This is a genomic window from Frankia sp. ACN1ag (assembly GCF_001414035.1).
Taxonomy (GTDB): domain Bacteria; phylum Actinomycetota; class Actinomycetes; order Frankiales; family Frankiaceae; genus Frankia; species Frankia torreyi.
Map to the genome: position 1 here is coordinate 161695 of NZ_LJPA01000010.1, position 14049 is coordinate 175743.

At 73.6% G+C, this 14049-nt stretch carries 11 protein-coding genes; 5 read left to right on the plus strand and 6 right to left on the minus strand.

All coding sequences use genetic code 11. The features are described 5' to 3' along the window. Positions 1 to 2304 carry a phosphoenolpyruvate synthase gene (gene ppsA / locus UK82_RS11365; RefSeq protein WP_055407068.1) on the plus strand — a complete coding sequence of 768 codons (2304 nt, stop codon included), beginning with the start codon at positions 1 to 3 and terminating at the stop codon, positions 2302 to 2304. A 27-nt stretch (positions 2305 to 2331) separates the two neighbouring features. Here ppsA and UK82_RS34325 read toward each other — a convergent pair whose 3' ends face one another. Then, complete coding sequence (locus tag UK82_RS34325) at positions 2332 to 3294, minus strand: hypothetical protein (RefSeq protein ID WP_201784175.1); 963 nt, start codon at positions 3292 to 3294, stop codon at positions 2332 to 2334. A gap of 110 nt (positions 3295 to 3404) precedes the next feature. Further along, a complete protein-coding gene (locus UK82_RS11375) occupies positions 3405 to 3854 on the minus strand; it encodes an Hsp20/alpha crystallin family protein (protein WP_199865405.1) in 450 nt (149 codons plus the stop codon). 102 nt (positions 3855 to 3956) lie between these two features. Here UK82_RS11375 and UK82_RS11380 point away from each other — a divergent pair, with 102 nt between their 5' ends. Beyond that, entirely contained in the window at positions 3957 to 4205 is a 249-nt protein-coding gene (locus UK82_RS11380; protein WP_044885782.1) for a hypothetical protein, read from the plus strand. A gap of 35 nt (positions 4206 to 4240) precedes the next feature. On the opposite strand, the gene UK82_RS11385 is transcribed toward UK82_RS11380, so the two are convergent. Then, the gene (locus tag UK82_RS11385) at positions 4241 to 4639 is read right to left on the minus strand and encodes a hypothetical protein (protein WP_052681148.1); all 399 of its coding nucleotides are present in this window, start codon (positions 4637 to 4639) and stop codon (positions 4241 to 4243) included. A 639-nt stretch (positions 4640 to 5278) separates the two neighbouring features. On the opposite strand from UK82_RS11385, the gene UK82_RS11395 reads away from it, so the two are divergent. Then, positions 5279 to 6034, plus strand: a complete 756-nt coding sequence (locus UK82_RS11395; protein ID WP_236705794.1) for a PP2C family protein-serine/threonine phosphatase — start codon at positions 5279 to 5281, stop codon at positions 6032 to 6034. Between the two features lie 256 nt (positions 6035 to 6290). On the opposite strand, the gene UK82_RS11400 is transcribed toward UK82_RS11395, so the two are convergent. Further along, positions 6291 to 6575 (minus strand): hypothetical protein, encoded by a 285-nt coding sequence (locus UK82_RS11400; protein WP_044885784.1) that lies wholly within the window; start codon positions 6573 to 6575, stop codon positions 6291 to 6293. A gap of 88 nt (positions 6576 to 6663) precedes the next feature. Between UK82_RS11400 and UK82_RS11405 the strand changes: the two genes are divergently transcribed. Beyond that, positions 6664 to 7221 (plus strand): hypothetical protein, encoded by a 558-nt coding sequence (locus UK82_RS11405; protein ID WP_044885785.1) that lies wholly within the window; start codon positions 6664 to 6666, stop codon positions 7219 to 7221. Positions 7222 to 7242: 21 nt separating this feature from the next. On the opposite strand, the gene UK82_RS11410 is transcribed toward UK82_RS11405, so the two are convergent. Beyond that, positions 7243 to 10080: a cation-transporting P-type ATPase gene (locus UK82_RS11410; RefSeq protein ID WP_044885786.1), complete on the minus strand. Its 2838-nt coding sequence runs from the start codon at positions 10078 to 10080 to the stop codon at positions 7243 to 7245. Between the two features lie 449 nt (positions 10081 to 10529). On the opposite strand from UK82_RS11410, the gene UK82_RS11415 reads away from it, so the two are divergent. After that, positions 10530 to 11234: a CBS domain-containing protein gene (locus UK82_RS11415; protein WP_063897466.1), complete on the plus strand. Its 705-nt coding sequence runs from the start codon at positions 10530 to 10532 to the stop codon at positions 11232 to 11234. On the opposite strand, the gene UK82_RS11420 is transcribed toward UK82_RS11415, so the two are convergent. Beyond that, entirely contained in the window at positions 11222 to 14047 is a 2826-nt protein-coding gene (locus UK82_RS11420; protein WP_055407071.1) for an HAD-IC family P-type ATPase, read from the minus strand. The two genes, UK82_RS11415 and UK82_RS11420, sit on opposite strands and share 13 nt — an antisense overlap. Positions 14048 to 14049 lie beyond the last annotated feature (2 nt).

A 14049-nucleotide genomic window follows, 5' to 3' on the forward strand; every position in this document is an offset into this window, starting at 1 on the left:
ATGGACACACGGACGCGATCGATCGTCTGGTTCGACGAGCTGGGCGCGGCGGACACCGGCGTCGCCGGAGGCAAGGGCGCGAACCTGGGGGAACTGACGGCGGCGGGATTTCCGGTGCCGCCCGGCTTCGTCATCCCGGCGGCGGCCTACCTGGCCGAGACGGAGCGGTCCGGGGCGCGGGCGGAGCTTGCCCGGGACCTCGCCGGCGCCGACGCGGCCGACGCCGGCGCGCTGGCCGCGCGCTCCCGACGCCTGCGCGACCTGGTCGGTGCCATCACCATCGGCCCCGAGCTGCGCGCGCACATCGTGGACGCTTACCACAAGCTCGGCGGCGGTTTCGTGGCCGTCCGCTCGTCGGCGACGAGCGAGGACACGGCGGGCACCTCCTTCGCGGGGATGAACGCGACGTTCACCAACATCCGGGGCGAGGACGCGCTCGTCGACGCGGTCCAGCGCTGCTGGGCCTCCCTGTTCGGCGAGCGGGTCCTGACCTACCGCGCCAGCCGGGGAGTCCGGGACGAACCCGCGATCGCGGTCGTCGTCCAGCGCATGATCAACGCAGACCGCTCCGCGGTGGCGTTCAGCGCCGACCCGGCGACCGGGGACACCGGCCGGATCGTGATCGAGGCGGCCTTCGGCCTCGGCGAGGTGATCGTCTCAGGACAGATCGTGCCGGACACGTACGTGGTGGACCGGGCGGGCCCGAGGATCGCCGAGGTGCGGACGGGCGTGCAGAGCCACCAGATCGTCCGCGGACCCGACGGTGCCGACCAGCGGATCGCCCTGCGGCCCGACGAGGGCGGTGCGCGGGTGCTGAGCGACGACGAGATCCGCACCCTCGCCCGCCTGGTCGACGGGGTGCAGGAGCACTACGGCGAGCCCCAGGACACCGAGTGGGCGATCGAGGACGGTCGCACCTACCTCGTCCAGGCCCGGCCGATCACCACGTTGCCCGCGGAGCGGACCGGACCCGCGGCGGACGGTGGTGCGCCGCCGCTGGTCGGCGGCCTCGGCGCCGCGCCGGGGACGGCCAGTGGGCTCGTCCGGGTGCTGGTCTCCCCTGCCGAGGGCGGCACGCTGCGCGACGGCGAGATCCTGGTCGCCCCGATGACCTCGCCGGACTGGGTCCCGACCATCCGGCGGACCGCGGCGGTGGTCACCGACAGCGGCGGGGTGACCTGCCACGCGGCGATCGTCAGCCGGGAGCTGGGCGTCCCCTGCGTGGTGGGTGCCCGCACCGCGACCAGCGTGTTGCGCACCGGTCAGCCGGTGACGGTCGACGGCGGCCGCGGCACGGTGCGCGGCGGCCTCGCCCCGACCGAGCCACGCCGGCCGGTCACCGCGGGCAGCGGGCGGGAGCCCGGCGCGCCGGGCGCGGCCGACCCGCCGGTCACGGCGACCCGGCTGTACGTCAACCTGGCCGTCGCCGAGCGGGCCGAGCAGGTCGCGGCCCTGTCCGTCGACGGCGTCGGCCTGCTGCGCGCCGAATTCCTGCTGACCGAGGCGCTCGGCGGGGTGCACCCGAAGCGGCTGCTCGCCGACGGCGGCCGGGCCGAGTTCGTGGCCCGGATGAGCAGCAGCCTCAGCCGGATCACGCGGGCGTTCTCGCCGCGCCCGGTCGTCTACCGGGCCACCGACTTCCGGACGAACGAGTTCCGCGGGCTGCGGGGCGGCGAGGCGTTCGAGCCCGTCGAGGCGAACCCCATGATCGGTTACCGTGGCTGCTACCGCTACGTCCGCGAACCGGAGCTGTTCGCCCTGGAGCTGGAGGTACTCGCCGAGGTCCGCCAGAGCACCCCCAACCTGCACCTGATGATCCCGTTTGTGCGTACCCGCTGGGAGCTGGAAGCCTGCCTGGAGGCGGTCGACGCGAGCCCGCTCGGCGGCGACCGCGGGCTGCGCCGCTGGGTGATGGCCGAGGTGCCCTCGGTGGCCTTCTGGATCCCGACCTACGCCGCGATGGGCATAGACGGGGTCTCGATCGGCTCCAACGACCTCACCCAGCTCGTGCTGGGCGTCGACCGGGACTCGGAGACCTGCGCGGAGCTGTTCGACGAGTCCGACCCCGCCGTGCTCGACACGATCACGCGCATCATCGACGCGTGCACCGCGGCCGGGATCACCTCGTCCCTGTGCGGGCAGGCGCCGTCGAACCGTCCCGAGTTCGCCGAGCACCTCGTGCGCGCCGGCATCACCTCGATCTCGGTGAACCCGGACGCGGTGGATCCGGCGCGCCGGGCGCTCGCGGCGGCCGAACGCCAACTGCTGGTCGAGGCGGCGCGCCGGGACCTCGCGCGCCGCTGAGGATCCGGGCGCGCCTGGTGCGGCTGCTCAGGACGCCGGCACCGGCAGCAGGGCGGTCACCGTGAAGCGCTCGACCGCGACCAGGTGACCGCCGGTCCAGGCGACCACGGTCAACACCGGGTCCTGGGCGTCCCGGTACGTCACCCTGGTCGACCATCCCTGGTTCGTACCACCGGCCGGCAGGCAGCAGGACTCGCCGATCGGCCGGGCCGACGACGGTTGCCGCACCTGGACGTGGATGTTCTCGTCGACGCCGGTGATCCGCCCGCCGACGGTGACGGGGGAGGCGTGCCGCGTGCCGTACCGCGGCGTCAGCAGCGAGAAGTCGGCGTCGCGGGTTCCGACCACTTCCCAGGGGGCGTCGGAGCCGGCGCCGAGGCGGACGAGATGCACGACCCCCGCCGTCGCGTCGCCGTATCCCTCGGGCCGGGCGAAACCGACGCCGACATGGGCGTCGGTCGTGCCGATCTGCCGCGTGGTGACCCGGTCGATGCCACTCAGGGCCAGGTAGCCACGGGCGAAGTCGAGCGCGGTCAGCCCCGCGTCCAGATGCCACGGCTGGTGGCCACCGCCGGCCGCCTGCCAGTCGCGCGCCTGTGCGGCGTCCCGGAACGGCCAGAGCAGCTGGTAGGCGAGCCATGGCTGGGCGGCCGGGGTCGACGTGGTGGCGGCGGAGCCGCGCGGGACGGGGCCGGCGCCGCGCTGTCCGGTCGGCGTCGCCCCGGGAGTGACAGTGCCGGTCGGGGCCGGCGGGGTGCTGGCCCGACCCGTCCCGGCGGGCGCACTGGTCGTGGGTGAGGCGGTCGGTGCCGTCGTCGACGCCGCGTTGTCGCCGGCGCGGCCGTCGAGGACGGCCCAGGACCCGGCGGCCACGGCCAGTACCGCCACCACGATCGCGACGATCAGCCAACGGTCCCGCCGCGGTCGGCGCCACCGTCCTGTGACGCCTCTGCGGGCGGTGTCCTCGTCTGGGGAGTCCACGGCAGTCACCTCATGCTTCTCGGGAGGCAGGGAGGCAGGGAGGCAGGGAGGCCGGGGGAGCGGGGGACCGGGCGGTGCGCCACGGCCGGGCCCGCGGCGTACCGCCCGGCTGGCGCGGGTCAGCCGCGCTGCACCTCGATCCTGCGGGTCGTGGCCGTGGCCTGCCGGTCGTCGACCGGCACCCTGATCTCGAGAATGCCGTCCTTGTAGGTCGCGGCGACCTGGTCGTCCTTCGCGCCCGCCGGCAGCGGCAGGCTCCGGGAGAACGATCCGTACCGGAATTCGGACCGGTAGCCGTGGTCCGTCTTCTCAGCCTTCTCGTCACGCCGCTCGGCCCGTACCGACAGGACACCTTCGGCGACGGTGATCTCAACGTCGCGGGCCGGGTCGATACCGGGCATCTCCGCCCGGACGACGTGCATTCCGGCCTCGTCCGTCTCCTCCACGCGAATCATGTCGTCACGCAGCCCGACAAGCCGCTGCGCCAGTACTCTGCTCTCCTCGGACCATGGCCAGCCGAGCCCGGAAAATGTTGCCGAACGCCGGTCGCGGTGGGCGATACCCGTCATGGAAACCATCCTCCTCGTGTCGGTCCCACTCCTCCATGATGTCGCCGCCGCCGCATCCCTTCAGGTGCCTTCAGGCATGGTCCGAGGTGACCAACCGCCCTGGTGGAGGTGGCTGTCGGCGGGCTTTGTCAGCGGATCGCCGGGAAGGCCGGCGCGGTTCCCGACCGGAGTGCGCCCATCGGGCTGGGAGCAGTTCTGACCTTTGCCGTCCATTCCGATTCCGAGAACATCGATGGGAACACGGTCGGCATCATCCTGATGCCCCTCGGAGTCGTCGCCGCCGCACTCTCCATCGAGCCATCCGGGCCGGGATCGGCGGCCTGGCCGCTACCGCTGGTCGCGTGGCACTGACCCGCGACCAGCACGTCCGGCGGGAACCGGGGAGCTCAGCTGACCCGGTGTGCGCGTAGGAGGAGGGCCCACCACGGCCGCCGCTGCTCGCGGGGCGGCCGTCGCCGGCGGCCGTGTAGCCGCACACCGCCCCCCTTCATGCTGACCCAGCCACCGGGGCCCATCCGGACGATCGCTCTGGGCCCCGGAGCGCGACGGGCGAACTGCCGCGAGACGGCCACCGCTGCGGCGACGATCTCCCCGACAACCACGATCCGGGTCAGGTCGAGCGGCTCGATGTGAGCCCAGGGCGCGTGGCCGACCGGTCGGGTCGGGAGTTGCCGGGTGCGCTGGGGGTTGGCCACCCCGGGGGCGAGGATGATCTTCGGGTCGAGCTCCGGGCGTTCCTGGACGGGTCGCGACGCGGGGCGGGCCGGGACGAGCGCGGCACCCATGGCTGCCACCTCCTTGCCGGAGTGACCACCGGCAGTGGCGAGTATGCGTCCCTGCCGGCCCGCGCGACATCTGCCCTGCGTTGGGCGGGCTCGGGACCTTCCGTCCGCCGGTTCGGGACCTTCGGCCCGGTCGGGTCTCCCGACGGCCCGCCCGAAGGAACAGCGCCGCCTGCACAGCAAGATCGACCGGATCACCGAGGATGTCCGCCCGGCCCTCGGCTTCACGCCGACCATCCGCTACTCCCCGCGGCAGGGTGACCCGGTCGTCCGCGGTGACCCGGGCGGGCCTCGGGGCTCGGTCCCGACCGGGGGACGGGGACACCGGGGTGCGTAGGCCCGAGACTCTGCTGTGCGCCCACCGTCTGCGCCGCAGCGCGGCGGCGTCGCGGGCCTTGGGCGCCGACACCGACGACCGGCTGGGGAACCTGACCGAGAACTCGTCCGCGGTGTCAGGCCGAGGCTAGCCGTAGCGGCACTGCGGACCGGGCGACCCGGCCTGCGTCGGCACTCCAAAAGTCCCTGGTTACGGCCCTGTGTCGTTGAGAGGCTGGTCACAGCAGCACGTCCCCCTGCGGAACGAGTCTGGAGACGTCCATGCGCCACTGTCTGGTTGCCGCAGCTCGGAACGAGGCCGATCCCGTGGCCCGGGCGTCCGGCCGCGTGGGTCGTCAGTCCCCCCGGATGGGGGCCTACTGGCATTCGCTGGCCGTGATCCCCGGCTGCGGCGGGGACTGGGTGGACGTGCTGGACCTCGGCGATGGGCGGCTCGCGCTGTGCGTCGGCGACGCCGCCGGACATGATGAGCGGGCCGCGCGGTTCGCCCGACGCCTGCGGGAGGCGATGCGCCGGCATCTGTGCGCTGGTGTGATGCCCGATATCGTGGTCAGCCGGGCGATGGCCGACGTCGCCGCGGCCGGTGATCTCGGGGAGATGTTCGCCACCGCCTTCCTCGCGGTGGCCGATGCCCGGTCGGGCCGCGTGGACTACGTCAACGCGGGGCATCCGCCGGTCCTGTATCTCCCCGCGCATCCGGCCGCCGGCGGTGGCGGTGGCGGTGAACCATGTTCGCTTGGCCCGACCGGGCCGATCCTCTCCGATCTGTTCGCCGGGACCGAGATCTGGTTGACGCGTTCGTTGACCGTGGCGGTCGGGGACTGCCTGCTGCTGTACACCGACGGCATCAGCGAGGCCCGGGACGAGCATGGCGATCAGTTCGGCGTGCTTCCCCTGACCGCCGCGTGCGCCGGGACGGACTCGCCCGACGGGTTGCTGCACCGCCTGTTTACGCAGGTCGCCGAGCACGCCTGCGGGGCCGTCCGGGATGATCGCACGATCGCGGTCCTCGCGCGGCAGCCCCGGTCGATCCCGCCCCGCGGCGGCTGCGTCCGCGGGTGACCGTCACCGGCGATGCCGCAGCCGACTGTCGCGCCGCGCGCGCCGGCCACCGTGTCACCGGCCCTCGATGCTGAGCCTCTCGGTGTCGAGCCCTTCGGCACCTGCCGCTACGTGTGGTCCTGCTCGGGTGGCGCCGCCGTGGCACGACGGCCCGCCTANGGGCGGCCACGATTCCGAACGTCTCGGGAGACCAGAAAATAGGTCAGGCCGGGGCGCACCGGAATGCCCATGATGAACCGCCCCGAAAAAGGAATCGTTACGGATCGACGTCAGGTGCGAACCGGAACGAAAAAGGGCGTGGAACAATGGTTGCCACTTTATCCCGGTCGGCAGCGGCCGCGGTGGCCGCGATCCTGCTCGCGGTGCCGATGGCCGCCTGCGGCGACTCCCGCGACACCGCTGTTCCGGTGCCGGCCGCTACCACCACCTGCCCGCCGTCGGCCTCGTCGACCGGAAGGCCGCGTCCCTCGGCGACACCGACGTCGGCGGCACCTGCCTCTGCGGCGCCCCCGTCGGCGATCTCGCCGACGCCGTCGAGCACGCGGCGTCCGTCCTCGGCGGCCGACGGCCTCGCGGCGTTCCTCGCCGAGGCGGCGCGGAGCGATCAGCGGCTACGGGCGACCGCGGCATTGATCAACGGTGACGTCGGCACGTCGGGGACGATCCGCTTCCGGCCGGAGACGCTCGCCGCCATACGCGCCGCCTGGCCGCCCGACGCGGCGGCCAGGGCGATTCCCGCCGGGTTGCCGCCGCAGTTGCTCCGCTCCGTGCTGCTCGTCTACAGCGACCTGGCCGCCAGGGCCGCGTCGATCAGCATGGTGCGCCACGAATCCGACCGCGCGGACCAGCTACGCTGCCTCGGCTACGGTGCCGCGCCCGCCGCCCGCTTCTCCGGCGACCTCGCCGCGCTGCGGGCGCAGGCTGCCGCATCGCCGGCCGTCGTGATCGCCCCGGCCGACTCCCGTGCGGTCGCGGAGGTCCTGCTCCGCACGGCGTACATCGACGGGTCCAACGCCGGCTGCGGTAGCTGCGGCGGCCAGGTCTTCACCGACCTCACGCCGATTGTCTGGCGGACCCGGGTGATGACCGCCGGCCAGCCACCCGTGGACGGCACCATCGGCACGGCCTTGTTCCGGGCTCACTACCAGGCCGGATCAGGCTGGCAGGTCACCATCTTGGCCTGCTGATCGGGTGCGTGGGCGGTCAGCTCAGGGCCCGGTCGGCGGGATCGGTTCGCCGGAAGCCGTCGCCGCCCGGCGCCGCGACGCCCGCCAGAGTTCGTCGGCGCCCCAGACCAGGACCGGCAGCGGGAGCAGCAGGAGGAGATCGGAGGGCGGGACCGAGGCGGTGCCGAGAACGTGCTGCAGGGGCGGGACGTAGACCACCACGGCCGCGAAGGCGATCTCGAAGGCGATGCCGGCGAGGAGCAGCCGGTTGGTGAGCAGCCCGACGGCGCGCAGGGAGGCGTGCTCGGTGCGGGCGGCGGTGGCCGTGCCGATCTGGCAGGCCACGATCGCGAGGAAGGTCATGGTGGTGGCGCGCAGATAGCCCTCGTGCAGGGGGGTGCCCTTGTCGACGGAGTCGCCCGGGTGCCAGCCGATGCGCCAGAGCACGGCGAAGTAGACGGCCATGACGGCGGCGGCGGAGACGAGGCCGAGAACGGCCCAGGCGCGTAGCAGCATCACCGGCCGGATCACTCCCTCGTTGCGCGGCCTCGGCGGGCGCTCCATCAGGCCCGGCTCGGCCGGCTCCCGGCCCAGCGCCAGCGCCGGCAGCGTCTCGGTGCCCAGATCGATCATGAGGATCTGCAGAACGGTGAGCGGCAGGGGCACCGTGCCGCCGGACAGCGCGAAGACCAGGAACGGGACGAGCTCCGCAACGGCGTGGGCGAAGATGTAGACGATGAACTTCCGGACGTTGTCGTAAACCTGGCGGCCGGCCTCGACGGCGCGGACGATCGTGGCGAAGTTGTCGTCGGTGAGCACCATCGTGGACGCCTCGCGGGCCACGTCCGTGCCGGAGCGTCCCATCGCGACGCCGATGTCGGCGCGGCGCAGGGCGGGGGCGTCGTTCACACCGTCGCCGGTCATCGCGACGACCTCGCCGCGGGCGTGCAGGGCATCCGTGACCCGCAGTTTCGTCTCCGGTGAGCTGCGGGCGAAGACGATCTCGCGGTCGTCGTGCAGGAAGGCGTCGAGGTCGGCCTCTGTCGGATCGCCGAGGTCCTCCGTGGTGACCACCTGCAGGCCCGCCGTGCCCGGCCCGCCGATGCCGACCTGGCGGGCGACGGCCGCCGTGGTCAGGGCATGGTCGCCACTGACGACGTTGATCCTGATCCCGGCGCGGTGGCAGGCCGCGACGGCCTCGGCCACGCCCGAACGAGGCGGATCGGCCAGCCCGACGATGCCCAGCAACCGCAGATTCGTCTCGAGGGCGTCCCGGTCAATCCCACCGGCCTGCCCGCCGCCGAGCGCCGGATCCCCGTCCGGCAGCTCGCGGTCGGCCACGGCGAGGACCCGCAGCCCGTCGGCGGCGAAGTCGGCGAGCCGTCGGGTGAACCCGTCGCGGTCGGCGTCGGTCAGCGGGCGGGATCCCGCGGGCGTCAACAGGCTCACGCAGCGCGCGAGAACCGCTTCCGGGGCGCCTTTGACGGACGCGACGAGGCGCCCGGGCTCGACCTCGTCGACGGTCGACATCCGGCGCGCGCGGGAGTCGAAGGGCGCTTCCGCCCGCCGCCGGGCGGACCGCGCGGCCGGGTCCGTGTCGGCGCCGAGCCACCGGGCGGCGTGCAGCAGCCCGATCTCGGTCGGATCGCCGTGGGCGCCGCGGCCGCGGTCGGGATCGCCCAGATCGGCGTTGGAACAGGCGGCCAGGGCCTTCCCGAGCGGGCCGGACACCGACTCGGGCACCGACACCGGTATGGACGGGGGCGCCGGCATGGACGGGGGCTCCGGTAGGGACGCGGATGCGGTCACGGGCGCGGTCACGGGCGCGGGCACGCTGACGGGCTGGTCGCCCGCGGCCGTCCACAGCCGGACCGGCCGCATCCGGTTCTCGGTGAGCGTCCCGGTCTTGTCGGTGCAGATCACCGTGGTGGAGCCGAGGGTCTCCACCGCGCTGAGCCGGCGCACGACCGCGCCCCCGCGGGCGAGGACCCGCACGCCGACCGCGAGCGCGAGGGTGATGGTGGGCAGCAGACCCTCGGGTACGTTCGCGACGAGCAGGCCGATGGCGAAGACGAGGGCCTCGTTCACGGGGAGCCCGGCCAGGACGCCGAGCGGCAGGAAGGCCAGCCCCACTCCCACCGCGACCGCGGCGATCAGCCAGGCGACCCGACGGACCTGCCGTTCCAGCGGGCTGTCGTCCCGGGAGACCTGTTCGGTCAGGGCCGCGACCCGGCCGATCTCGGTGCGCATGCCGGTCGCCACCACGATCGCGCGCGCGGAGCCGGCGGTGCAGGTGGTGCCGCTGAAGACCAGGTCGCGCGCGGAGAGCAACGGGCCGGTGTCCGGCTCCTCGCCGGCCGAGCGCGGCACCGGGACCGACTCGCCGGTCAGCATCGACAGGTCGGCCTCGACGTAGCCGCTCAGCAGCCGGGCGTCGGCCGGGATCCGATCACCCTCGCTGATCACGATCAGATCTCCGGAGACGACCTCGCGGACGGCGATGCTCTGCTGGACACGGTCCCGGACCACCGTGGCCTGGGGCGGCAGGTAGGCGCCGAGTGCCTCCACAGCGTGCTCGGCGTGCCGTTCCTGGACGAAGGCGACCGCGGCGTTCAGCAGCACCACGGCGACGATCGCGGCGGCGAGCACGGTGCTGCCCGACAGCAGGGCCAGCAACGCGGCCAGCCACAGCAGGAGGGCCAGCGGGTGCACGAGCTGGCGGCCGATCTCCCCCGGCCAGGTGAGCCCCCGCCGCCTCGACAGTTCGTTCGGCCCGTCGGCGAGAAGCCGGCGGGCGGCCTCCCGGCTGCTGAGCCCGTCCGGACCGCTGCGTAGGTCACGGAACAGCAGCGCGAGGGGCTCCCGGGGATCCGACGTCATCGTGTCCGTAGCCGGACGGCTGTTTCCTGGCGTTTCGGTGCTCACGTCAGACATCGCCACGTCCGATCAGGATTTCGAAAGTTCGATCGGGATTTCGGATTTCGGCGTTCACTCGGTCGGGGCCGGGGCGGGATCCCGACCGGGTGCCGGTTCGGCGCCGCCGGAGTCGAGCCGAAACGGCGGGTACTCGTCGGTCATTTCCTGTCGGGACGGATGTTTCCTGGCAGGCCGGACGGTTTCAGGGGCCGTTGTACCCGCCGCCGCTGGTCCTGTCGGGGGGTGCACACCATCCGATCGGCCCCCCGGGAGGGCAGGGGTGCCGCGACCTTCGGCCGGCGCCGGTGGGTCACAGGTCCCGGGCCGGCCGGGAGCGACGTCTGTGTTGCCCGGATCCGCGAGGGGGGACATTGCACCGTGAGGTCGCCGCGCGGTGACAGGAGGAGTACCTCATGAGGCGTGAGATCACGTACAGGGCGCCGGTGACGGTGCCCGCGGACAGCCGGATCCAGCAGGCCGCGCAGCTCATGGACCGGGCCGGAGTCGGATCGCTGATCGTGACCGAGGGCCAGCGTCCGGTGGGAATTGTGACAGATCGTGACATGGCCCTGCGGGTCGTCGCCGGTGCCGTGCCGCTCGACGGCCGGATCGACGCCGTCATGACCTGCGGGGTGGTGAGCGTTGCGCACACGGCCACCTGGGAGGAGGTCGCGCAGGTCTTCGTCGGGCACGCGATCCGCCGCGTGGCCGTGACCGACGGCGATGCCCTCGTCGGCGTGATCACGCTCGACGACCTGCTGGCCGCCGGGACGGACGCGCCGGCCGCGGCCCTGGCCGCCGTGGCCGCCGAGGAGATCGGGCATCCGCGACACGAGGGCGGCCTGCCGCTGCCGTTGAGCGCGCTGCTCCCGCAGACGCGGGCGCTCACCCGGTGGCAGGCCCGGATCGGGGACGCGATCCTGGTCCACCCCGCCAGGGGCGGCGCGCCGCGGGACGGGGAGATCCTCGAGGTCGCGACGCCTGCCGGCGACCCGCCGTTCCTGGTCCGCTGGTCCGACGGCCGGCGCAGCTACGTCTACCCCGGCCCGGACGCCCAGATCCACCACTACGCCGAATCGGCGCAACAGGGGTCCGTGCCGGCCGCTCAGGACGCGTAGCGGGCCCGAGTGCCGATGCGGTGGCGGAACTTGCGGATCTCCTCCAGCCACAGCGCCGAGGAGGCGATGCCCGCCGCCAGCAGCCATTCCCGCCAGCCCAGCGGCGCGGTGTCGAAGAATCCGCACAGGGCGGGGACGCTGACCACCAGGACCTGGAGCAGGACGACGCCGCCGATCGCCGCCAGCACCGCCCTGTTCTCCAGGGTCCGGGCGTTGAACACCGACGCGGTTTCGCTGCGCAGGTTCAGCAGGTTGAACATCTGGAACAGGGCGAAGGTGGTGAAGGCAACCGTGCCCGCGGTCGTCTCGGCGCCCTGCGCGGGCAGCGGGCCGGGCAGCACGCTGATCGCGATGAGGGTGCCGGCCGCCATCACGGCGGCAAGGCCGATGATGCGGGCCAGCCGGCGGCCCGTCAGCAGGCGTTCCCCGGCCGGTCGGGGCGGGCGGCGCATCGTGTCGGGGGCGGGCGGGTCCACCCCGAGTGACATCGCCGGCGGGCCGTCCATGATCAGGTTGACCCAGAGGATCTGCACCGGGGTGAACGGCGCGCCGGCCATGATGTCCGCGGATCCCGCGACGAGAAAGATCACCACGAAGGCGATCGCCGTGGTGAGCTGGAACTTCACGAAGTTCACGATGTTGTCGTAGATTCCGCGACCGGAGCGCACCGCCTCGACGACGGTGGCGAAGTCGTCGTCGGTGAGCACCATCGCCGCGGCGTCCTTGGCGACGTCGGTGCCGGAACGGCCCATCGCGACGCCGATGTCCGCCATGCTCAGCGCCGGGGCGTCGTTCACGCCGTCGCCCGTCATCGCGACGATGTCGCCGCGTTCCTGCAACGCCTGCACGATGCGGATCTTGTGCTGCGGCGCGACCCGGGCGATCACGGCGATGCCGTCGAGGCGGCGGCGCAGCTCCTCGTCGTCCCAGCCGTCCAGGTCTCGGCCGAGCACGACGTCGCCGTCGAGACCGAGCTGGCCGGCGATGGCCGCGGCGGTTCCGGCATGGTCGCCGGTCACCATCCGGACCCGGATGCCGGCCTCGCGGCAGGCGGCGAGCGCCGGTCCGGCCGACTCCCGCGGCGGGTCGACGATCGCGACGAGCCCGATCATCGCCAACCGCGCCACCCCGGACAGCGGATCGCCCGGCGGCAGCGCAACCGCGCCGGGAGGATCATCGCGGTAGGCCAGCGCCATCACCCGCAGTCCCCGGTCGGACAGGACGGCGTTGGCCTCGCGCCAGCTCTTCCGGCGGGCGTCGTCGAGCTCGACCACGTCGCCGGTGCGGTCGAGCTGGGCGGTCGACCGTTCCAGCAGCGCGTCCGGAGCGCCCTTGACGAGCAGGCGGGTCGACCGGCCGGCGCCGCCGTCGGCCGCGGGAGCCCGCCGCCCGCCGCCGGCCGCCTGGGTTCCATCGGCTCCATCGGCTCCGTCGGCTCCATCGGCTCCATCGGCGACATCCTCGACGGGATGCACGGTCGCCATCAGCCGGTAGTCCGCGTCGAACGGGACCTCGGCGAGGCGGGGTCGGCGCCGGCGCCGGGCGCCCACGTCCACTCCGCTCTTGGCGGCGAGGGCCACCAGCGCGCCCTCGGTCGGGTCGCCGACGAGCTGCCCGTCGCCGACGGTCGCGTCCGAGCACAGCGCGAGCACCTCGACGGCCACGGGTGGCAGGCTGGCCGGGGCACCGTCCCCGTCGTGGAGGCGGCCGTCCGGGCCGTAGCCGAGCCCGGTGACGCTCAGCTCCCGGCCACCGGACCAGATCGCGGTGGCGGTCATCTCGTTGCGCGTCAGGGTGCCGGTTTTGTCCGTGCAGATCTGCGAGGTCGACCCGAGCGTCTCCACCGCGGCGAGCCGTTTGACGATCGCGTTGCGTTTCGCCATCCGGGACGTGCCCATCGCGAGGGTGAACGCGACGACCGCGGGCAGCCCTTCGGGGATGGCGGCGACCGCCAGCGACACCCCCGTGAGGAACAGGTCCGCGAGGTCGCGTCCCTGGACGACCCCGAGCACGACCACGACGACGACCACGGCGGCGGCGATCGCCGCGATGGTCCGGCCGAGCTGGTCGACCTGACGCTGCAGCGGCGTGCGTCGGACCGGCGTCTGTTCGAGCAGCTCGGCGATCTGGCCGATCTCGGTGCCCCGGCCGGTCGCGGTCACGACCGCGAGCCCGCGGCCGCGGGTGACGACCGTGTTCATGTAGACCATGTCGGACCGGTCGGCCAGCGCCGCGTCGGGCGGTGCCGCGCCGGTGCCCTTGCCGACCGGTGCGGCCTCCCCGGTCAGGGTCGACTCGCCGACCGCCAGCGTGGCCGCCTCCACCAGCCGCCCGTCGGCGGGGATCCGGTCACCGGCGGCCAGCAGCACGATGTCGCCGGGCACCAGGTCCGCCGGGTCGATCTGTTTCTCGGTGCCGTCGCGGCGCACCGACACGGTCGCGGTCAGCATGCCGCGCAGCGCGGCGAGGCTGGCCCGGGCCCTGGTCTCCTGGATGAAACCCAGCGTGGCGTTCACCAGCACGACGACGCCGATGACGATCGGCGTCTCGAGCGACTTCGACACGACCGCGCTGACGATCGCCGCCACCGCCAGGATGGCGATCAGCAGGTCCGCGAACTGCCGGAGGAACAGCCTCCAGACCGGCTCGACGGCGGGCTCGGCGAGCGTGTTCGGGCCGTACCGCGCCAGCCGGCGGGCGGCCTCCACGCTCGCCAGCCCCTCGGCCGGATCGACGTCGAGGGCGGCGGCGGCCTCGTCGGGGTTGAGCGCATGCCAGACCCGGGCGGCCTGGCCGCCGTCACCGGAGAGCATGT

Coding starts and splice junctions, on each gene's coding strand:
- UK82_RS11420 (WP_055407071.1), bottom strand. CDS start 14,047: ATGCTCTCCGGTGACGGCGGCCAGGCCGCCCGGGTCTGGCATGCGCTC.
- ppsA (WP_055407068.1), top strand. CDS start 1: ATGGACACACGGACGCGATCGATCGTCTGGTTCGACGAGCTGGGCGCG.
- UK82_RS11385 (WP_052681148.1), bottom strand. CDS start 4,639: ATGGGTGCCGCGCTCGTCCCGGCCCGCCCCGCGTCGCGACCCGTCCAG.
- UK82_RS11415 (WP_063897466.1), top strand. CDS start 10,530: ATGAGGCGTGAGATCACGTACAGGGCGCCGGTGACGGTGCCCGCGGAC.
- UK82_RS11375 (WP_199865405.1), bottom strand. CDS start 3,854: ATGACGGGTATCGCCCACCGCGACCGGCGTTCGGCAACATTTTCCGGG.
- UK82_RS11410 (WP_044885786.1), bottom strand. CDS start 10,080: ATGACGTCGGATCCCCGGGAGCCCCTCGCGCTGCTGTTCCGTGACCTA.